At 43.1% G+C, this 21,275-nt stretch carries 23 protein-coding genes; 12 read left to right on the forward strand and 11 right to left on the reverse strand.

Features of this window, described 5'->3' with window-relative positions; genetic code table 11:
• Nucleotides 1–15: 15 nt before the first annotated feature.
• From IEY48_RS09460 to IEY48_RS09470, 3 genes are all read left to right on the forward strand, one after another.
• A complete protein-coding gene (locus IEY48_RS09460) occupies nt 16–363 on the forward strand; it encodes a cupin domain-containing protein (RefSeq protein WP_188919606.1) in 348 nt (115 codons plus the stop codon).
• Entirely contained in the window at nt 360–1,643 is a 1,284-nt protein-coding gene (locus IEY48_RS09465; RefSeq protein ID WP_188919608.1) for an MFS transporter, read from the forward strand. Before IEY48_RS09460 ends, IEY48_RS09465 begins: the two co-directional genes overlap by 4 nt.
• Nucleotides 1,644–1,788: 145 nt before the next feature.
• Nucleotides 1,789–2,562 carry a class I SAM-dependent methyltransferase gene (locus tag IEY48_RS09470; RefSeq protein ID WP_188919610.1) on the forward strand — a complete coding sequence of 258 codons (774 nt, stop codon included), beginning with the start codon at nt 1,789–1,791 and terminating at the stop codon, nt 2,560–2,562.
• Here IEY48_RS09470 and IEY48_RS09475 read toward each other — a convergent pair.
• Both IEY48_RS09475 and IEY48_RS09480 read right to left on the reverse strand, forming a co-directional pair.
• Nucleotides 2,557–3,462, reverse strand: a complete 906-nt coding sequence (locus tag IEY48_RS09475) for a sterol desaturase family protein (protein WP_188919612.1) — start codon at nt 3,460–3,462, stop codon at nt 2,557–2,559. The genes IEY48_RS09470 and IEY48_RS09475 overlap by 6 nt on opposite strands.
• A gap of 54 nt (nt 3,463–3,516) precedes the next feature.
• Nucleotides 3,517–4,542 carry a DUF2804 domain-containing protein gene (locus IEY48_RS09480; protein WP_188919614.1) on the reverse strand — a complete coding sequence of 342 codons (1,026 nt, stop codon included), beginning with the start codon at nt 4,540–4,542 and terminating at the stop codon, nt 3,517–3,519.
• Between the two features lie 227 nt (nt 4,543–4,769).
• Between IEY48_RS09480 and IEY48_RS09485 the strand changes: the two genes are divergently transcribed.
• The 4 genes from IEY48_RS09485 (at nt 4,770) to IEY48_RS09500 (ending at nt 8,134) form a co-directional block, all read left to right on the forward strand.
• Complete coding sequence (locus tag IEY48_RS09485; RefSeq protein WP_188919616.1) at nt 4,770–5,339, forward strand: YajG family lipoprotein; 570 nt, start codon at nt 4,770–4,772, stop codon at nt 5,337–5,339.
• Between the two features lie 61 nt (nt 5,340–5,400).
• Nucleotides 5,401–5,985: a peptidylprolyl isomerase gene (locus tag IEY48_RS09490; RefSeq protein WP_188919618.1), complete on the forward strand. Its 585-nt coding sequence runs from the start codon at nt 5,401–5,403 to the stop codon at nt 5,983–5,985.
• 293 nt (nt 5,986–6,278) lie between these two features.
• Entirely contained in the window at nt 6,279–6,605 is a 327-nt protein-coding gene (locus IEY48_RS09495; protein WP_188919620.1) for a hypothetical protein, read from the forward strand.
• Between the two features lie 101 nt (nt 6,606–6,706).
• Entirely contained in the window at nt 6,707–8,134 is a 1,428-nt protein-coding gene (locus tag IEY48_RS09500; protein ID WP_188919622.1) for an AmpG family muropeptide MFS transporter, read from the forward strand.
• Between the two features lie 268 nt (nt 8,135–8,402).
• On the opposite strand, the gene IEY48_RS09505 is transcribed toward IEY48_RS09500, so the two are convergent.
• Entirely contained in the window at nt 8,403–8,888 is a 486-nt protein-coding gene (locus IEY48_RS09505) for a YajQ family cyclic di-GMP-binding protein (protein ID WP_188919624.1), read from the reverse strand.
• A 357-nt stretch (nt 8,889–9,245) separates the two neighbouring features.
• On the opposite strand from IEY48_RS09505, the gene IEY48_RS09510 reads away from it, so the two are divergent.
• A complete protein-coding gene (locus tag IEY48_RS09510) occupies nt 9,246–9,605 on the forward strand; it encodes a VanZ family protein (RefSeq protein ID WP_188919626.1) in 360 nt (119 codons plus the stop codon).
• Nucleotides 9,606–9,634: 29 nt separating this feature from the next.
• Nucleotides 9,635–10,606, forward strand: coding sequence for a ketopantoate reductase family protein (locus IEY48_RS09515; RefSeq protein WP_188919628.1), 972 nt, complete (start codon nt 9,635–9,637; stop codon nt 10,604–10,606).
• A gap of 20 nt (nt 10,607–10,626) precedes the next feature.
• Here IEY48_RS09515 and IEY48_RS09520 read toward each other — a convergent pair whose 3' ends face one another.
• From IEY48_RS09520 to hemA, 8 genes are all read right to left on the reverse strand, one after another.
• Nucleotides 10,627–11,499, reverse strand: a complete 873-nt coding sequence (locus tag IEY48_RS09520; protein WP_188919630.1) for an EamA family transporter — start codon at nt 11,497–11,499, stop codon at nt 10,627–10,629.
• A gap of 158 nt (nt 11,500–11,657) precedes the next feature.
• On the reverse strand, nt 11,658–12,509 hold the full coding sequence (gene kdsA / locus IEY48_RS09525) for a 3-deoxy-8-phosphooctulonate synthase (RefSeq protein WP_188919632.1): 852 nt from the start codon (nt 12,507–12,509) through the stop codon (nt 11,658–11,660).
• Between the two features lie 17 nt (nt 12,510–12,526).
• Complete coding sequence (locus IEY48_RS09530) at nt 12,527–13,774, reverse strand: DUF819 family protein (protein WP_188919635.1); 1,248 nt, start codon at nt 13,772–13,774, stop codon at nt 12,527–12,529.
• Between the two features lie 121 nt (nt 13,775–13,895).
• Nucleotides 13,896–14,684 (reverse strand): transglutaminase family protein, encoded by a 789-nt coding sequence (locus IEY48_RS09535; protein ID WP_188919637.1) that lies wholly within the window; start codon nt 14,682–14,684, stop codon nt 13,896–13,898.
• A gap of 9 nt (nt 14,685–14,693) precedes the next feature.
• Nucleotides 14,694–15,089: a SirB2 family protein gene (locus IEY48_RS09540; protein ID WP_188919639.1), complete on the reverse strand. Its 396-nt coding sequence runs from the start codon at nt 15,087–15,089 to the stop codon at nt 14,694–14,696.
• Nucleotides 15,090–15,200: 111 nt separating this feature from the next.
• Nucleotides 15,201–16,055 (reverse strand): peptide chain release factor N(5)-glutamine methyltransferase, encoded by an 855-nt coding sequence (prmC, locus tag IEY48_RS09545; RefSeq protein ID WP_188919641.1) that lies wholly within the window; start codon nt 16,053–16,055, stop codon nt 15,201–15,203.
• A 9-nt stretch (nt 16,056–16,064) separates the two neighbouring features.
• A complete protein-coding gene (prfA, locus tag IEY48_RS09550) occupies nt 16,065–17,150 on the reverse strand; it encodes a peptide chain release factor 1 (protein ID WP_188919643.1) in 1,086 nt (361 codons plus the stop codon).
• Nucleotides 17,151–17,164: 14 nt separating this feature from the next.
• On the reverse strand, nt 17,165–18,415 hold the full coding sequence (hemA, locus tag IEY48_RS09555; protein ID WP_188919646.1) for a glutamyl-tRNA reductase: 1,251 nt from the start codon (nt 18,413–18,415) through the stop codon (nt 17,165–17,167).
• Nucleotides 18,416–18,651: 236 nt separating this feature from the next.
• On the opposite strand from hemA, the gene lolB reads away from it, so the two are divergent.
• The 3 genes from lolB to IEY48_RS09570 all read left to right on the forward strand — a co-directional run bounded on the left by lolB (nt 18,652) and on the right by IEY48_RS09570 (nt 21,218).
• Nucleotides 18,652–19,263: a lipoprotein insertase outer membrane protein LolB gene (gene lolB, locus IEY48_RS09560; RefSeq protein ID WP_188919649.1), complete on the forward strand. Its 612-nt coding sequence runs from the start codon at nt 18,652–18,654 to the stop codon at nt 19,261–19,263.
• A 42-nt stretch (nt 19,264–19,305) separates the two neighbouring features.
• Nucleotides 19,306–20,178, forward strand: a complete 873-nt coding sequence (ispE, locus tag IEY48_RS09565) for a 4-(cytidine 5'-diphospho)-2-C-methyl-D-erythritol kinase (protein WP_188919652.1) — start codon at nt 19,306–19,308, stop codon at nt 20,176–20,178.
• Between the two features lie 92 nt (nt 20,179–20,270).
• Nucleotides 20,271–21,218 (forward strand): ribose-phosphate pyrophosphokinase, encoded by a 948-nt coding sequence (locus IEY48_RS09570; RefSeq protein ID WP_188919654.1) that lies wholly within the window; start codon nt 20,271–20,273, stop codon nt 21,216–21,218.
• The last annotated feature ends 57 nt before the right edge of the window (nt 21,219–21,275 follow it).

Genomic DNA, 21,275 nt, shown 5'->3' on the forward strand with positions numbered 1-21,275 from the left:
TAGGAGCAACACACAATGAAACAGAATCAACATTTTGGCTTTGGCGATAAAACAGAAATACAAGACATTGGCGGCGGATTAAAGCGTCAAATGCTGGGTTATAACCACGAACTAATGGCAGTAAAGATTTGGTTTGATAAAGGTGCAGAAGGTTATGTGCATGCTCATCGCCACTCTCAAGTATCGTATGTTGTAGAAGGAGAGTTTCATGTCAATGTGGACGGTGTGATTCAAATACTTCATGCCGGCGACAGCTTTTTTATCCCACCTCATGTTGAGCACGGTGCTGTGTGCCCAACCGGCGGCATTTTAATTGATACTTTTAGTCCTCCTCGTGAAGACTTTGTTGAGGACTTAGCATGAAAAACAGCCCGTTTAAACTAAACCATTTACGATGGCTAGTGGTTAGTTTAGTTGCCCTCGCCACCGTCATTAACTATATCGACCGCTCTGCCCTGGCCATTATGTGGCCGGGCATTGCCGAAGACTTAGGCCTAGACAAAAGTGATTATGCCAATATTATCACTGTGTTTATGATCTCTTACGCCATTGGCCAATCGCTGTTTGGTAAAATATTTGATGCCATTGGTACGCGTTTAGGCTTTTTACTGTCGATTGTGGTGTGGTCGGTGTCGATTGCATTACACGCCATAGCGGCAACAGCAATGTCATTTGCCGTGTTTAGAGCCATTCTTGGTATCGGTGAAGCCGGTAACTGGCCCGGTGCAACCAAGGCCAATGCAGAATGGTTTCCCATTAAAGAGCGTGCTCTTGCCCAAGGAATTTTTAACTCTGGCGCTTCGCTAGGTTCTATTATTGCTCCGCCATTAATCGCCTTTTTATATGCATTTTTAGGCTGGCAAGCGACGTTTATCGTGATAGGCGCCTTGGGGATTATCTGGATCATCCCATGGATGATTATTTACAAATCAGCGCCTGACGCCCACCCATGGATTACCGAAACCGAACGCCAATATATTCTTAGCGGTCAGCAATGCGCCACCGAAACCAATCAAACTGAAGAATATGTACCTACCACAGGGCAACTACTCGGCCATCGCCAAGCATGGGGCGTAATTGCCGCACGTTTCTTTATCGACCCTATTTGGTGGTTATTCGTTGCCTGGCTACCATTATATTTAAATGAAAAATTTGGCTTTGATGTGAAAGAAATTGGTGCATTTGCCTGGCTACCTTACGTAGGTGCTGCAATTGGTGCATTGTTTGGCGGTTGGTTTAGCGGCCATTTATTAAGTCGAGGCTGGACAGTCAACAAAGCTCGTCGTAGCGCGATTGTATTAGGTTGTGTTGTGATGCTTCCGGCACTGTTATTAACCTCACAGGCAGCAACACCTTGGTTAGCAATGGGATTGATTGCAGTTATTTTATTTGGTTTTCAAACCGCCATTGGTAATGTGCAAACCTTACCAAGTGATTACTTCTCGGGTAAAACCGTGGGGACGTTAGCAGGTATTAGTGGTACATCTGCAGTACTAAGTGTGATTATTACTATCCAGCTGGTGCCTATGATGACTCAGGGTGGTGACTATACGCCATTCTTTATTTTAGGCGCAGCATTAGTACCGTTAGCGTTAATTTCATTATGGTTAGGTGGAAAAATTGAACCGGTAAAACCCAAGTAACCATATTAACTTAATACCTAAAAAGGCTTGCTCAACTCACGTTGGTAAGCCTTTTTGATTTACGCCAATCAATAAAGTCGCTGACTCGTCATAGTGGCGTCAACCCAGTATAATTTAACAAACGAGAATACATAAGACACAAGCAATGGACTATATCGCAATCAATAAACAAGCTTGGGATAAGCGAACTAAAATTCATCTAGCGTCATCTTTTTATGACTTACAGGCGTTTATAGACGGCAATACATCATTAAATCCCATTGAATTAGCACAAATGGGCGATGTTAATCATAAAAGCTTACTGCATTTACAGTGTCACTTTGGCCAAGACAGTTTATCGTGGGCACGATTAGGCGCCAAAGTCACTGGTGTTGATTTATCGAGTGAGTCAATTGCAACCGCCCAACAACTGGCAAACCAATTACAACTCGACACAAACTTTATCAACAGTGACATTTATCAGTTTGGCCTCAGCAACACCCAGCAATATGACAGGGTGTTTACTTCATATGGCGTATTAGCCTGGCTACCCGAACTGACGAGTTGGGCACGCACTATTGTTAATGCACTCGTCCCTGGTGGTGAGTTCCATTTAGTTGAATTTCATCCATTTAATGATGTGCTATCTGGTTATGGTTATTTCTCGCAAACACAACCTGATATTGAAGATGAAGTCACTTACACAGAAAACCATAATAACCAAATCGAAACGGTGGCAACTTGGCCGCATCCGATAAGTGAAGTCATCAATGCGCTTATTCAAGCAGGACTGACGATTGCGTCATTTAACGAACATCCATACAGCCCTTACGATTGTTTTGAGGGGCTAGAATATGTGCAAGATAAAGGATATCGATTACAACATAAAGGCCAAAACATCCCTTTAATTTATGCAATAAAAGCCATTAAACCGTTATAAGCTTGGTGTTGTATCTGACGGTGTAGTATCAGATGTTATCGATATCGATTGATGAGTCGCTGGCGGCGCGAACAATATGTTAAACCGCTGGGTTAACGTTAATTGTGGCTGGCTCACTTCACGCCACATATCACGCCATTCGCTGAAGGTGACCACTAAAGGATTAAAACTGTTGACGGGTTTGGTAATACCATATTGCACGGTTTCATTTTCTGGCTCAAAGGTGCCAAACATTTTGTCCCAAATAATCAGCACTCCCGCGTAGTTTTTATCAATGTATTGCGGGTTACGCCCATGGTGAACGCGATGATGTGACGGTGTATTAAAAATCCACTCTAATGGGCCTAAAGACTTAATCGCCTGGGTGTGAACAAAAAACTGTAATCCCAAATTAAGCAATACCGCAAACACCACCCAGTTAGGGTCAAACCCAATTACCACCAAAGGCAACCAAAATAACCACATACCCGCGAGTGGATACATTAGACTTTGCCTAAATGCAGTAGTGAAATTCATGTTTTCTGAACTGTGATGCACAACATGAGCAGCCCACATCCACCGGATACGATGGCTGGCGCGGTGAAACCAGTAATAACAAAAGTCTTGAGCAACAATTAATAGCGCAAATGTTAATAAGGTCATTTCAATATCAAACAAACGCCAACCAAAAAAGTGTAAATACACTTTCGCAATCAGCAAGCCTGCAATAATGTCTGCCACCTGATGCATTCCTGCTAATACAAAATTACACACCACTTCAGCCGGACGGTACTGGGCACTGACAGGTAAACGCCTTAGGCGCACGCCAAACCACCACTCCAGAGCAATACAAATAAAAAATAGTGGCGCTAACGCCAGTAATAGCCACTCAGGGTGGGTAATCAGTAAATCCATGTCCATATGATTTTCCATTTGTTATTTTTGTTTTTTGTGTGGTTGCTGAACACTAGTTTATTACCATTTAGCAAAATGATCTTCGGTGAGTCCAAGCTGATTATGTAGTCGGTATTGATTACCGTTGTTATCGCTTATGACACCGCTAAAATAGCCAATATATTGCCTAAAGTTATTCTTCAGCCAGAGTAAATTGAGCTTTTCGCTACGCTGGTTAAGCGGCCTAAAATACAAATCAACTTGACCATCATTAGTAGTGATATGCCACATATGATGTTGTGAATGGCGATTAAACTCAAACTGCGCAGCGCCTAATAAATGACGCTCACCATTTATCCACATCACATTTTCTGTGTTGCCAGTTTCATTAACTCCCGCGGCTAGATTAAGCCCAATCACTCCCGCCTCAGTTTGCGCATTAATTGATGCCCAGCGCCAACTTGTCTCACGGCGCATAAAGCCTGCTGAAAAATCATAACCGGCTAGTGCATACTGCAGAGGTTGCGGTTCATGATGAATGGTTAATTGTCCACTCACAGCCAAACCATTATGCTTTTGCGTATAGGTCCAGCCGTTATAGCCCGTTGGAGTGCACAAGCTTATTGGTAAGCTTAGCGGCGCCGGTTGTAACCGTAAATTAGCTTGAATATGTGCTAAATGAATATCGACTTGCCATTGACCATCCACAATATCAATAGTGACACCTTTACGCTGGCTGCCAATTTTTGCCCGACCTTGTTTAGGCGACTGACTCATCTGACTACCTAAACCTAGCGGTTTGAGCCATTGGGTTTGAGTCAATTTATTGCTTTTTATCTCGTATAAATAACAAAATCCATTCGTGACATAGCGAATGTCAGCAACAGCGAATGCCACAATGTAATGCGGTGTCACTATGCTCGCAAACTGAAATTGTTTATAAGCAAAATGCTTTGCAAGGGCTGATGCAGGCTTGTCCATCTCATTGTAAAACTGAAACTGTTTAACGTTGAGTGAGTCGACCATACCATCAAAAACACCAAACACCGGCTGTCCATCTGATTGAATTAATTGCAGTGGAGCTAATTGCGGTTGCACATGTTGCATTTGGAGTCCTGTGTTATAAGCCATCAACGGAATAGAATTTAACCAACTTAAACTGTATTAGTTAACGCTTCAAGTCAACATTAACACTGATAACATAACCATCAGCGACGTCACTAAATGAGGTAAGTTAACCGGCAATATAATTGCATTAACGATCTGCTATTACACTGGAATGGTGAACAATTTCTGGTATCCTTTACTTACCTTTTGTTCAAAATAGTTGCCAAATGAAATCATTTTTACCGATTTTACTATCATCACTATTACTCACAGCTTGTGCCAGCTATGAGCCGACTCACGTTGGCTTAAACCCAACGCTTGGTGCTGTAAATTTACAAACCGAATTAGACTTCCCTGTAAAAGTAGAAACCATTGATACACGAGAAGCCAGCTTTGTGGTGAGATTTAACGATCCCGACACAACACCACGGTTAGTTAGCACAAGCGAGCCAGTTCGCCAACAATTGGACAAGCTGTTTCGCGATGGGATGATAAGAGCGGGCTATGTGGTTGACCCCGCAGCATCAACTTCGGTGCAATTTCAACTTAATTATTTGCTTGCCGATGTCACCGATAGCACATTTAGCTTCGAGTCTAATACCCGGTTAGTCATTAATGTACTTGCTAAAAATGCCCAGCAGCAACTGACAAAATCATATAACGCGAATGGTTACCTTAAAGGTCCGTTAAGCCCTGACTTTGCCACACTTGAACTTGACATTAATCAATTAATCGACAAACTCACCACTGAAATCCTTAATGATGAAGAACTACATCAATTTATTCAGCGTAAATAAATAGTTGCCTCAGTTAAGTGATATGCGGCATCCGTATGATGTCGTCAAAAGGACTCTCAATATGTTTAAATGGCTTACCACTAGCTTGTTGCTTGTAACCAGTTTATCCGCTTCTGCCGCTGTTGATATTCAAAAAGACACAATTTACCCGCTAGTCGAGTTTGATACTTCTATGGGTAAAATTGTGGTTGAATTGGACCGCACTCGCGCGCCATTAACCATTGATAACTTTTTAACCTATGTGGTGAAAGGTGAATACGACAACACGATCTTTCATCGGGTTATTGCCGAATTTGTCGTCCAAGGTGGCGGGCTTACCACTAAACTCGAAGAGCGCCCATCAATGGACCCTATCGTAAATGAGTCTGGTAATGGTTTATCAAACTCATTGGGCACCATTGCCATGGCACGAGACAACGACCCGCACTCAGCCACACGACAATTTTATTTTAATGTCGGCGACAATAAAAAATTAGATCCGTCTAAGCGTCGTTGGGGTTATACCGTTTTTGGTGAAGTCACCGAAGGCATGGATGTACTTGAAGCCATCTCATTGGTGGAAACCGCACACAACAGCACCTTAAATTGGCCAGATGTGCCAGTAAAAACGGTGTTACTCAAAAAAGCCACCTTATTACCACGCTAAAATGCCCAGCGCGCTTAATCACGACTAATGATTAAGTGCGTTATCGACTTGCATCACAATTTCTGAATAACATTCACGGCTTTGCGATTGATTCTCATCATCTTTTCAGAACCAAAAGCTTATAACATACTGATTTAACTAATAATTAAAAATATTTTTAACAAAGATTAATTTTGTCACATTTTCTACAATGCTGAAAATTTGTGTCTATACTCTAATTTTAGTCAATATAAACGCTGTTTCTCCATGCATTCATTTTTAGGGATATGCATCCGTTAACAAGGACTTCATTCATGACAGCACATGATTTTATTGAAACCAAAGCGCCGCAACTGGCTTATTACGGCAAAGCATTTTTAGATAATCAATTAGATTACAAAGAAATTCAATTATACATGTGGGATGTGCTTGAAGAGTGGCAATGCATCGCCACCAAGCCGCTCACGGAGCAACTGAGCGATACCGAAAAAGTCTTTTGGCATTTACTCTATTGTTTTGATCATTGGTCTGGCTGGGCCATTAAAGGTAATCAATACCTCCGACAACAAATACACGACTGCTGCGACTACATCAATATCGGTGGCCACATGCCGCACAGCTGTGTAGGTATTAGGCCATAACCAATATTTAATCCAAACTCATTCAATTAACTGCGCGAATGGCTTGAACCTTAACCGCTGGCAACATAAGCTAGAGCCATTCTCCTTTATCCAGTTGTCTTATGTCGGTTTTTTTGACTCAAATCCGTGAAGCCCTATCAGTCTACAACAATAAACGTGTATTCATTTTACTCTTGTTGGGCTTCTCTGCGGGCTTGCCGCTTATGTTGGTGTTTTCAACATTAAGCTTTTGGCTTCGTGAAGCTGGCGTTGACCGTGCCGCCATTGGCTATTTTAGCTGGATAGCCCTGACTTATGCCTTTAAATGGGCATGGTCCCCCCTAGTCGACCGCATGTCATTACCATTGTTTACCCGCTTTTTAGGACGGCGACGAGGCTGGATGCTGTTTGCCCAGCTTTGCCTAGTCGGCGCCATTTTAGGTATGTCGGTTAGTGACCCATTAGTTAACCTTGAGCGTTTAGCCTTATGCGCTTTATTGCTCGCATTTGCTTCGGCCACCCAAGATATTGTGATTGACGCGTTTAGGATTGAATCGGCACCCGAAAAAATGCAAGCAGCCCTTGCGGCGGCTTACCAAGTGGGTTATCGCAGTGCGATGATTATTGCCACCGCTGGCGCATTAACTATCGCTGCGTGGGTGTCACCTGGTAACGATGATTACAATTTACAAGCTTGGCAAACTGCATACTTTGTCATGGCGCTATTAATGGGTGTTGGTATTCTTACCACCCTATTTAGCCAAGAACCTCACGTTGATACCAAGCATGCCACCGACAAAGAGCGTCAACTGCGCGTTGAATTTGCTGCAAAATACCCAAAGAAAGTCGCCAGCGCTCTAGCTTGGCTATATAGCGCCAGTGTATTGCCGTTTATTGACTTTTTTAAACGCTATGGCAAAAGTGCCATTTTAATTTTGCTGCTAATCTCTTGTTACCGTATCTCTGATATTGTTATGGGTATTATGGCCAATGTATTTTACGTTGATATGGGCTTTACCAAAGAAGAGATCGCTTTTATCAGTAAGGTTTATGGCTTAATCATGACGTTAGTCGGAGCCGCCTTTGGTGGGGTATTATTAATGCGTTATGGCACCATGAAGATCCTATTTTTAGGAGCCTTATTAGTGGCAATCACCAATTTATTGTTCGCCTGGCAGGCTTATATTGGCTACAACGTGCCATTTTTAACCTTGGCGATTTCGGTCGATAACTTCAGTGCAGGCATAGCTACTGCGGCATTTATTGCCTATTTGTCGAGTTTAACCAGTAGTGGATATAGCGCGACACAATACGCGTTATTGTCGTCGATAATGTTGTTATTCCCGAAGTTTATCGCCGGATTTTCAGGTGTGTACGTGGATGCATACGGTTACATCAACTTCTTTATTGCGGCCAGTTTGATAGGTTTTCCGGTATTGCTGTTAGTGGTATTGGTCAATCGTTCGCAAAATCAAGCAATGGTTGTGGACGGAGCATCGGCAGGCGACGCACTTGATGGGTCTGCGGATAAAAGTAAACCATCACTTTAAGCAGTGTATACCCCATTATTTTGGATATTATACCAATCAACATTAATAAGTGACCACGCAGAATGCGTCCAGCATTTTTTGATAGCTTGGTTATCATTGAAACTGTTTTTTACACCAGTAATTCATTAGTGTTTTGTCGCAGGCTTCCTGCAGATGATTAAACGAGACGCCGCAAGTCATCTCCTAAAAAACAATAAAGCCGATAAGGTTTCCCTTATCGGCTTTATTGTTTCGGCGGTTAACGCTAAAGCATTTATCGCTTTAAGGATTAATCTTTAAAGTTATCAAACTGAAACGGTTGACCTAGCTCTGACTCTTTAGCTAATCGCATTACGGCTTGTAAATCATCACGCTTTTTACCGGTAACGCGTACTTTGTCGCCTTGGATGGCTGACTGTACTTTAAGCTTGCTGTCTTTAATTGCTTTAACCAATTTTTTGGCCACTAAGGTATCAATACCTTGCTTGAAGCTCACTTTTAAGCTGAACGTTTTACCGCTGTGTACCGCTTTGTCGTCCACTTCCATTGCCGATGGGTCGACATTGCGCTTAGTCAACTGCATACGCAATATATCGACAAGTTGCTTACAAATAAAATCATCTTCCGCTTTTAAGTTAACGACATTATCTTTTAAATCAATATCAATTTCTTTGCCACGCAAATCAAAGCGGCTCGACACTTCGCGGCGGGTGTTTTCAACCGCATTACGTAGTTCTTCTTCGTTGATTTCTGACACTATATCCATAGATGGCATGTTAATTCCTCTTTGATACTTCTACGGGTTTTCACCCAAATAATGGCAATTAATGCGTATTTTACAATAGGTCAGTATTGCGGGATAGTAAAGTGCAAAACGATTGAGTTATCGAGCTAAAACTGTGGCAAAGATTTACTTAATTAACAAAAAATAACTAAGGGGGTATTTTTGTCACACAAGCACCATCAAAGCCCACTATTATTGGGTTTAACCTTGGCAGCTGAGTCATTCAATCGGCTGATAAAGGCCAAATAACGACAATATTGGCATCACTTAGTGGTTTATTCGTGACAATATCAAACAGGTTTCTTATTATTAAGTATATTCTCGTTTCACAAGGCTGATGTAACGCTCGTGATCACTTACAAAAATATTTTTAAACTTGCGTTAGTTGTCGCCGTGATTGTGACAAGCTATTTAGTTTTTTCTAAACCGAACTACCCACAAACCTTTTCTCATATGGATAAAGTCGGCCATTTAGGCAGCTTTTTTGCTTTATCTTATCTTGCTCATTATGCCTTTAAGCCTAAATGGTTTTACTTATGTGCGGCATTAGGTAGTTATGCCATTTTAATCGAACTCGTTCAGTCTCGTTTGCCTTACCGAAGCGCTTCAACTGCCGATGTCGCCGCTGATTTTGCCGGTATTGGCCTATTTTACTTGATGAACTTCTCTATTTTGCAATACCGTAAAATAACCGCAAAACGCCCTTAACCGCGACATTAACAACAAAGGCCAGTCCGATGATAGTCACAGCAAAGCCACTTACTGCTCATGCTAACATCGCCATTTTAGGCGCTGGAGCCATTGGGCAATTGATGTATCATAAGCTTTGTTTAACCGGGCAAGCAGTTCAGGCTGAACAGTTTAATGATGTGGTATTGATTGGCCGCCAGCCAATCACTCAACAACACAAATTACAATTTACAGATCACAGCGGCCAAACACACCATACCACGGCAACAATTCTTAGCAGCGACGATACACACCTCGCAAATATCAATTTATTAATCGTGTGCGTTAAAGCTTATCAAGTTGAAAACGCCCTACTGCCATTACTGAGTAAGTTGGCGCCCAATTGTCATGTCGTGTTGTTGCATAATGGATTAGGCCCGCATTTAGCGGTGTCTGAAGCCCTAGAACATTACCCAGCTCTAGGTTTATCACTAGGCACTACGTCACAAGCGGCATTAAAAATAAGCCAGTGGCACATTAAACACACTGGGTTTGGTGTTACCCAGTTGGGGCATTATTGCGGCACGCCATTATCTACTGAGCTCAAGCACAGGCTCCAGGCATTACACCGCGACAACCAACCGCTTGAATGGTATCAGCCAGTGTTACCTATTTTGTGGCAAAAATTGGCGATAAACGCAGTCATTAATCCATTAAGTGCATTGAATAAATGCGCTAACGGCCAGTTAGCGGCTGAAGAATATCAGCCACAGATTACCGCGATTATTGATGAGTTAGTTGATGTGGCAAAATGTGACGGCATTGAGCTAGACCCCGCACAGTTATTGAACCGGGTGAAGCAAGTCATCGCACTCACCTCTGCTAACTTTTCATCTATGTATCAGGACGTGACCCATCATCGCGTCACAGAAATCGATTACATTAATGGTTATATTTGCCAGCAAGCTCGGCGTTATAATCTTGCAGTGCCTACTAACCAATCGCTAGTGGTTAAAGTCGCTGCGCTGAGTCAATACTAGCCCAATTCAATAGATCCGAGTTAACTCCACATCACCAAAATGGCGGCTATAGCAATAAGCACTAAGCCAGCAACGTCATTGATTTTGACTTTGTCTTTAAGCCACAGAGCGGCAATCATTAACGTAAAAAACACTTCGACTTGACCAAGGGTTTTGACATACGGCACAGCCTGCAATGACATTGCACTAAACCACCCAATTGAACCAATACAACTGGCAACACTGATTGCGATTGTAAGCTTTGGGCGTTGCCATAATGCGCTTAAGGTGGATTTGTCTTTTGCGATTAAGTAAGCAATCAGCACGATGGTTTGAATACTAATAACCCATAATAAAACCCATGCCGCGCGATGGGTAAACGGTCCTTGCAAGGTTAAGCTTGCTTCGCGTACCCACAGAGATGTTAACGCGAACGCGCTGCCGCAGGCCAAACCTAACATGACGGTTTTAACGGAAAGCTGCTTAAATCCTTGTTTACTGCTAAGCAACATGACAGCCAAACCACCGACAACAACGCCTATCCAGCCAAGTAATGATAATTGAGTCCCAAAGAAAAACACTCCAAGGATTGCAGCGACTAGGGCTTCACTTTTTGCCAACCCGGCACCAATGGCAAAGTTTTGCATTTTAAACAGCTTTACCATTAAGCCTGTCGCCAATATCTGCATGGATGAGGCGCCAATAACAAAGCCCCAAAAGTCAGCGCTAAATTGTGGTAATGCGGCGGGTTGATATTGATGCAGACTAAACAAATACACTGCGGCAATCGGTCCCGCCCAAATAAATCGCGCTAAGGTGACACCTGCAACATTGACCTCTTTACTGAGTTTACTTTGAAAGGCGTTTCGCCATGCCTGCATAAATGCCGCAAGAAAGGTAAATAAGATCCACATCGTTACATCCACAAAGACAAAAGCCCCAACTTTGTAGAAAGTCAGGGCTTATACAAGAGTAATTAGATTACTGTTTACGGTGAGTAAAAGACACTCAAATCATGTCAAATTGATTAAAAATCAACTTACCTGCCGTTCGGCATCTAATCGCGCCATGTTTACTTACTGGTATCAATAAACTCAAATGATTTAACCAAGTCATCGACAGCTTTCATTTGCGTTAAGTATTGCTCTAACAAATGCAGTGGTAATGCGCATGGGCCATCACATTTGGCGTTATCAGGATCGGGATGGGCTTCAATAAATAAACCAGCTAAACCTAATGCCATACCGCTGCGAGCAAGTTCAGTAGCTTGAGCACGGCGACCACCAGCGGAATCAGCACGACCACCAGGACGCTGCAGTGCGTGAGTGGCATCAAAGATAACCGGATAACCGGTTTGCTTCATTTCGTCCATGCCAAGCATGTCGACCACCAGATTGTTATAACCAAAGCTGCTGCCACGTTCACATAAAATAATGTTGTCGTTACCGGCTTCATTAAATTTAGTGATGATATGACGCATTTCATGTGGCGCTAAAAACTGTGGTTTTTTGACGTTGATCACCGCGCCGGTTTTAGCCATTGCCACCACTAAATCGGTTTGGCGGGCTAAAAAGGCTGGCAGCTGAATAACATCAACCACTTCAGCAACCGGTGCACATTGATGCACTTCGTGCACGTCGGTGATTAATGGTACATTGAAGGTTGATTTAATCTCTTCAAAAATACGTAAGCCTTCTTCCATACCTGGACCACGGTAAGAATTAACCGACGAGCGATTCGCTTTATCAAATGATGCTTTAAACACATATGGAATGCCCAGTTTTTGGGTCACTTCAACATAGTGCTCAGCAATTGACATGGCTAAGTCGCGAGACTCAAGTACGTTCATGCCGCCAAACAGTACAAACGGCTTGTCATTGGCCACTTGAATGTCATTAGCTAACTGAATAATTTTTTGATCCATTTGATCCTCTTTGCGCATTAACCTGCGACAACTTGTAAAAACTGACCACATAGCCATGCCATGTAGGTACCTAATGCATAACCAAATACGGCTAATAGCACGCCAACTGGCGCTAATGCTGGGTGGAATGCTGCGGCCACAACCGGGGCAGAAGCCGCACCGCCAACGTTAGCCTGGCTACCCACCGCCATATAAAACAATGGTGCTTTAATGAGTTTAGCCACTAATAGCATTAAGCCTGCATGCACTAACATCCACACAATACCGACGAGGAAGTAAATCGGCGTATCCATAATTTTAGACACGTCCATATGCAAACCAATCGTGGCGACTAAAATGTATAAAAATGCCGAGGCAATTTTAGATGCGCCAGCCGCTTCGACATGGCGAACTGGACTAAACGACAACCCTAAACCTATTGTAGTGACAATCACGACTAACCAGAAAAACTTAGAGGTTAAGCTGTAATCTTCAGTCCATGGGTAATTGGCTTCAAAAAACGGGCCTAAGAAATCAGCAGCAAAATGGGCAAAACCGGTTACACCAAAACCGATTGCCACAATCATCATAATGTCGCGCAGCGATGGAATACGTGAGTTTTCGGCGTGATACTTTTCAACTTTTTGTTTTAATGATTCAATAGCCGTAGTATCGGCGCCAGTTTTGGCATCAATCTCTTTGGCTTTTGAGGCCATAAACAGCAATACCGCCATCCAAATATTAGCCACAATCACATCAACGGTCACCATTACCGAGAAAATCTCACCGCCAACTTCATAAATTTCTTTCATGGCCGCTTGGTTTGCGCCGCCGCCAATCCAGCTACCAGCAAGGGTAGTCATACCGCGCCACACGGCATCGGGGCCGTTATTGCCAATTAAGCTTGGTTCAATCATCGACACTAACAACAAGGCAATTGGGCCGCCAATCACAATCCCTAAGGTACCGGTTAAAAACATAATGACCGCTTTAGGCCCGAGCCCTAAAATGGCTTTTAAATCGACACTTAAAATCAGTAATACCAAACATGCTGGGAGTAAGTAACGTGACGCGACAAAATATAATTGTGATGTGTGGCCGTCGACCACACCAAAGGTATTAAGTAGCGAGGGTAAGAAGTAACACAGTAATAACGCAGGAATAAACTTGTAGAATTTTTGCCAAAATGGGTGCGGTGAAGAGCTAGTGTAAAATACAAACCCTAAAATAACAGCGAGTAAACCCAGTGCGGTGGCATCATTGCTCACCATAGCTGACGTGGTCATGCAGTATTCTCCCTTGCAAGTGCAATATTTATAATAGTTATAGTGGTGCTTATTTAAACTGGCTTTTACAGCCTATTATTGTTTTACGCTGCGTTAACTCGTAAAGCAGCGTGCATAAAATTTAGTGATAAACCTCTGTATGTTGACTCAGTTCCTTTAATTGAATCTTAACCAGTTCAATAACAGGGTCATGGGGGCTTAAATCAATAAAATGCTGTAAGTCTGACATGGCCACTTTGATGCAACCTAATTGCTGAGCAATAAACGCCCGCTCACGATTGAGGTGTACATCATCTGGGTGCCATTGCAGTAATAAATTACAACACTCCATTGCCGACTCAAATTTTTGATTAACAATGCAACCCGCTTTGAGCTCGTGCAGCATACGACTGATCAGGCGCTTCAAGGTGGCAGGTTTTAAATGGCTCGGCTTTAACTTTGCCGCATTGCCCACTTCACCACGAACCAATGCATGCAACTGATGACGGTTAAGTTCTTTGCCGGTTAACGGGTCGTAGTATTTTACCACATCGTTAATTTGGCTTTTTAACACCGTATTACCAGGGAGCAAGATTGCCTCAAGAGTGAGATCGAGTTGTTTTGCTAATAAAATCAGCAAGATTGACAGCGTAGTGCTATTACCTTGACGCTTTAATACGCAGTAACTCAAGTCGGCGGCTTCAACACTAAAGTAATTGTCGCGCGCGCAAAAACCCAAGTCATTGTAAAACCAGTTAAACAGGCCTGTTAAGCGTGCTTGCTGGTCAACAACATAGTGACTCAGTACCGACCCAGCCATTTCATACCAAGCCCACATTGCAGGTTTAGTTGATGAAAAACCAAGGTGCTCAGAAAGTTCAAATGCAGTTTCAGGGAGTGAAACTGCATCATTTAGAAGATATTTTGCCATTAAACCCAATTAACCCATTAATACGACTTGTTTAAAATGAGCCAGCTTGGCCGCGAGCACTACCCATCCGATTGCGCCAATAAAGGCAAAAAACTTAAACAGTTTATTTCGGTTAGATTTAAGTGCCATAATCCCTAATGCAATGTAAGCCACCACACAGATGATTTTTTCTGTCATCCACGGGTCGACAAACGGATACTGCTTGATCATAAAGCAAAGCGTGAAGCCTGACAGTAGTAAAAAAGTATCAATAACATGAGGCGCCACTTTAACAAACTTTTTCTCCATAATCGGAGACTGACGTAAATGCAGCACAAAACGCACAATAAAGAATGTCACACTTAATACGACGAACAACATGTGAGTGTGTTTTAACGCTGGATATAAACTGTAAAAGGTTTCCATTACTAAGTCTCGTAAAATCAAAAGTGTTAGTTTACTCGAACAGCGCAACACATACCAATATTGTGGCCTGTGTTATTGTTCGGCAGATTTAGGGATTAACTTGTTGAATTTTTAACTAACCCATTGGCCCAAGGTACAACGATCATTGCTGCCAAAATCGCGCACGGTAGCTACGTTTTGATAACCTAGTTCAATGAGTTTTTCACGTACCGTTATCGCCTGCTCATAACCATGCTCAAGCAGCAAGTACCCTCCGGTTAATAAATGTGAACGAGCCTCAGCGGCAATATGAAACAGATCAGCATAACCTTCATCAGCCGCAGTTAACGCACTTTGCGGCTCAAAACGAACGTCACCCATGCTCAAGTGCTCATCGGTTTCATCTATGTAAGGCGGGTTTGACACAATTAAATCAAAGTCACGATGTTCAACAGCAGAAAACCAATCTGATTGGATAATCTCAACATCGGGTAGATTTAAATTATTGCGATTTGCTTTAGCCAGTTCGACAGCGCCAGGCACATTGTCGATGGCGGTAATACGCCATTTGGGTCGCTCTGAAGCTAATGATAAGGCAATAGCGCCAGTGCCCGTCCCTAAATCTAATACCTTAGCATTGTGACGCACGGTTAGATTGAGGGCGGTTTCAACTAAAATTTCAGTGTCAGGCCTTGGGATCAAGGTTGAGTCATTAACGATAAAAGGTAATGACCAAAACTCTCGCTCACCAATAATATGCGCAACGGGGGCACCCGCCTGGCGTTTTTCTACCATTTGACTAAAGGTTTTAAATTGCTCACTGGTGAGCTGCCTTTCTGGCCAGGTATATAAAAAGCTGCGATTTTTATTCAAACAATGCAATAACAACGCCTCTGCATCAACATGTGCTGATTCAGAGGTAGAAGCTAGCTGCGAATAAGCCCACTGCAGGGCTTCAGCGATAGTTGAATACGAAGAATGAGGCAAGGTTACTCCTTATTCGTCAGCTAATGCAGCCAGCATATCGGCTTGATGTTCTTGCATGATAGGGTCAAGCAAAGCATCTAGGTCGCCTTCCATCACTTCGTTTAAGCGATATAAGGTTAAGTTGATACGGTGATCGCTCACGCGTCCTTGTGGATAGTTGTAAGTTCTGATGCGCTCAGAACGGTCACCACTGGCAACCAAGCTACGACGAGTCGTTTCTTCAGCGCTACGACGCTTTTCATCTTCAACCGCTTGAATACGCGCAGCTAACACGCTCATCGCTTGGGCACGGTTTTTATGCTGTGAACGTTGATCCTGACACTCAACAATAATCCCAGATGGAATATGAGTGATACGGATTGCTGAGTCGGTTTTGTTAACGTGCTGACCACCCGCGCCTGACGCACGGAAAGTATCGACTTTAAGATCGGCAGGGTTAATTGAAATGGCTTCAGCTTCAGGTACTTCGTGTAGAACAACTACAGTACATGCAGAGGTATGCACACGGCCTTGAGATTCGGTTTCTGGTACACGTTGTACCCGGTGTCCACCTGACTCAAACTTTAATTTACCGTAAGCACCTTCGCCGCTCACTTTAACAATAATCTCTTTAAAGCCGCCATGTTCACCTTCATTTAGGTTCATGACTTCCATTTGCCAACGGTTAGCTTCACAGTAACGTGAGTACATACGGTATAAGTCACCAGCAAAAATAGCGGCTTCGTCACCACCAGCTCCTGCACGGATCTCCATAAACGCGTTAGTGTCGTCGTTAGGATCGGTAGGTAATAATAAAATTTGTAGCTCGTCTTCGAGCGTTTCTAACGCTTGCTTTGATTGCTTATACTCTTCTTGCGCCATTTCGCGCATATCAGCATCATCTTCTTCAAGCATTTCTTTGGCGTAATCAAAGTCTTTTTGCGCTTGTTGGTAAGCAGTAAAGCTTTTTACTACATCTTCAAGTTGTGAGTATTCTTTTGATAACGCACGGAAGCGGTCTTGATCCGCAATCACGCTAGCATCACTTAATAATGCTAATACTTCTTCATTACGCTCAAGCAAGCCTTCTAGCTTGCGGATAACGGATTCTTTCATTTAGCTCGCTAACCTTAGTTTTTATCTAAACCAAGCGCAGATCTTAATAAGCCTAACGTATTCAAATCACCTTGACGACTGGCTGAGGTAAGCGATTGTGTGGGCGCATGGATTAAGCGATTGGTTAGCCTATTGGCTAATTCAACAATCACTTGCTCACTATCACCGCCCTGAGACAATTTGTTCAAGGCTCGCTCAATTAACTCATCTTTAATCGCCAAGCTCTGGCTGCGATATTCGCGAATACTGTCAACTGACTCTAAAGATCGAATCCACTCCATAAATAAGTGCGATTGATCTTCAGTAATTAATTCTGCTTGCTCGGCGGCTTCCTTACGTGAAGCCATGTTCTGTTCAATAATGCTATGCAGATCGTCGACAGTATAAAGGAATGCGTCGTCTAACTCACCGACTTCTGCTTCAATATCTCTCGGAACTGCAATATCAACTAACAACATCGGTTGATGACGACGCTGTTTTAATGCTTTTTCGACCATACCTTTGCCTAAAATAGGTAAAGGGCTTGCCGTAGAGGATATCACGATATCGGCTTTAGCGAGAAAGTCTGGTATTTGTTGCAAGGTAATGGCAGTGGCATTGAACTCTTCGCACATGGCTTGAGCACGCTCAATGGTACGGTTTGCCACCACCATAGTTGCTACACCATTATCTTTTAAGTGCTTTGCAACAAGTTCGATGGTTTCACCTGCGCCAATCAACAACACTTTAGTGGTGCTTAGCGTGGAGAAAATATGTTTAGCCATGCTCACTGCGGCAAAAGCAACTGACACCGCAGCAGCACCAATTTCGGTGTCGGTGCGCACTTTTTTGGCAACAGAGAAGGTGTTTTGAAATAAGCGGTCAATGGTCGCTGCGGTGGTACCCGCTTCTTTTGCTTTAACAAAAGCTTGCTTTACTTGACCTAAAATTTGCGGTTCACCCAAGACCAACGAATCTAATCCCGAAGCCACACGCATTAAATGCTTAACGGCAACTTGTTCTTCGTAGGCGTATATGCATGGCATTAAATCATCATGATTTAATTGGTGATACTCTTCTAACCACTCAATAATGTCCTGCTTCTCAGCATTATTACAGTAAAGTTCAGTGCGGTTACAGGTAGACACAATCACAGCCTCACCCGTGCGGGTGCGACTGGCCAAGCTTTTCATGGCGTCATGAATGCGGTCTGGAGAGAAAGCGACTTTTTCACGCAAATCTACCGTGGCTGTTTTATGGTTTATCCCGATTGCTACTAGGCTCATGTGACTGTATCAAGTTCTTTTCGGTGATGTTAATTAGGCTATTCTACTGAATTGAACCAACTAAAAACACAATTGGCTTAACAAAACCGAATAAATGTCTAATTTTTTATTTCTTAGATATAAAGGCATTGCATAATTCGTTGGATTAAAATCGCATTAATTTTAAAAAAGCATTTTTACATCATACCTTAAGCCCAGTATCATAACGCCATCTTCAGCAACTGTTAGGCAAGCCATTGCGTTTATCAGTATCAGCGATCACATTAATCATCGTCGCCACAGTGCTATTACTCACAGGTTGTAGCATCACCCCGTCAGAGCCATTGACCCCAATAGAAGTCTCCGAGGCCTCACAAGCAAAGTCGTGGGAGTTACAAGGCAAAATTGCAGTCAAAACGGCTGACGACAAATTTAGTACTAACCTTTATTGGTTTCATCAACCCTTAGCTAACGATTTACGCCTCACCACGGTATTAGGCACAACAGTATTAACGTTAACCACTAATGAAGGTATGGCAACCTTAGAGGTAGACGGTAAAACCTACCATGACAGAAGCGCTCAAGATTTATTAACCGGTATTAGTGGTTGGTCAATTCCGTTAGACAGCTTACCGCTGTGGATGACTGGTCAAACAGGCATAAATGACACCATTGTCAGCTATAATAGTGATGGTACCATTAAGCAACTAGTAAGCTACGACCCACAAGCCGACTGGCATGTGAGCTTTAACAGTTGGCAGCAGCAAAGTGGTGCATTAGTACCAAAACTATTGACGATAAAGCGCGATGATGTACAAATTAAAATTCAAAGTAACCAATGGACTGCTGTACAGGTCAAAGGTAAATAGTCCTGCCCGGCTTGTAACGTTATAACAAGGTAGTTATATAAAATGAATTCACCTTATCCACACAAATCTATCGCCTCTAAAAGTTGGCCAGCACCAGCGAAACTTAATTTGTTTTTGCACGTAACAGGCCAGCGAGCCGATGGTTATCATGAATTACAAACACTATTTCAGTTTGTTGATCATTGTGACTACCTTGATTTTCATGTTACTGAGTCTGCTGAATTGGTATTGCACTCCAATTTGGGAGATGCTGTTGCAGACAGCGATAACTTAATTCTAAAAGCCGCAAAATCTTTAAAGCGTTACACCCAATATAAAGGTGGTGCGCATATTTGGTTAAATAAATTGCTGCCCATGGGCGGGGGTTTAGGCGGCGGTTCGTCAGATGCGGCCACGACATTAGTTGCGCTTAATGCGCTGTGGAAAACCAATGTTTCCCCATCAAAACTGGCCGAAATAGGCTTGGCGTTAGGTGCGGATGTACCTGTTTTTATTAATGGTTTAGCTGCTTTTGCTGAAGGCGTTGGTGAGCAACTGATTAACGTACAACCCGACGAGCCATGGTACCTTGTGATAGTGCCAGATGCTCATGTATCCACCAAAGACATATTCCAAGATCCAGACTTACCCCGTAACACGCCTAAATTAGATATGAAGAGTTTACTGACTCAACAATGGACAAATGATTGTCAGAAACTCGTCACAACTAAGTACCCTCAAGTTGCCAATGCCTTAAGCTGGCTGGTAGAATATGCGCCGTCGAGAATGACCGGAACAGGTGCATGCGTGTTCGGGGAATTTACACATTCGCAGCAAGCTTTAGATGCTTTAGCCGAATTGCCGGCCGATATGCATGGCTTTGTCGCAAAAGGGATGAATAAGTCACCGTTACTAACGCGGCTTGAACAACTCTAAACAACATATTTTTCTTCTGGGTCAGTTTTGAGTGACAACACGTAAAATTGATCTAGCCTTTAATAGTAAAGCAAACACCTGAGGTTCATAAAGTGCCCGACATCAAGCTCTTTGCTGGTAACGCTACCCCAAATCTAGCCAATAAAATTGCCGAACGTTTATTTTGCAAACTTGGCGACGCAGTTGTAGGCCGTTTCAGCGACGGTGAAATCAGTGTTCAAATAAACGAAAATGTACGTGGTGCGGATGTGTTTATCATTCAATCTACTTGCGCACCAACTAACGATAACCTTATGGAACTTATCGTGATGGTTGATGCCCTTCGTCGTGCGTCTGCTGGTCGTATTACTGCCGTTATCCCGTATTTTGGTTATGCTCGTCAAGACCGTCGCGTTCGTAGTGCCCGTGTACCTATCACCGCTAAAGTGGTTGCTGACTTCTTGTCTAGCGTTGGCGTTGACCGCGTATTAACGTGCGACTTACACGCAGAGCAAATCCAAGGTTTCTTTGACGTACCAGTAGATAACGTGTTCGGTAGCCCTGTGTTACTTGAAGACATGCTAGCGAAAAAACTTGAAAACCCAGTTGTGGTTTCGCCAGACATTGGTGGCGTTGTTCGTGCACGTGCTGTGGCTAAGCTATTAGATGATTCAGATCTTGCGATTATCGATAAGCGTCGTCCACAAGCTAACGTTGCTCAAGTAATGCATATCATTGGTGATGTTCAAGGCCGAGATTGCATCATCGTTGATGACATGATCGACACAGGTGGCACTTTATGCAAAGCAGCTGAAGCGTTAAAAGAACATGGCGCTAACCGCGTGTTTGCCTATGCGACTCACCCAGTATTTTCGGGTAATGCAGCACAAAACATTGCAGACTCAGTTATTGATGAAGTTATTGTCACTGACACTGTGCCATTAAGCCCTGAAATGCTTAAGGTGGGTAAAGTGACACAATTGACTATGTCAGCTGTACTTGCTGAAGCAATCCGCCGTGTTAGCAACGAAGAGTCTATCTCTGCGATGTTCCGTCACTAATATTTGCTTTAATTAGTCACATACTAAAACGCACTCATTGAGTGCGTTTTTTGTTGT

The sequence above is a fragment of the Shewanella saliphila genome (genome assembly GCF_014648295.1).
Classification (GTDB): domain Bacteria; phylum Pseudomonadota; class Gammaproteobacteria; order Enterobacterales; family Shewanellaceae; genus Shewanella; species Shewanella saliphila.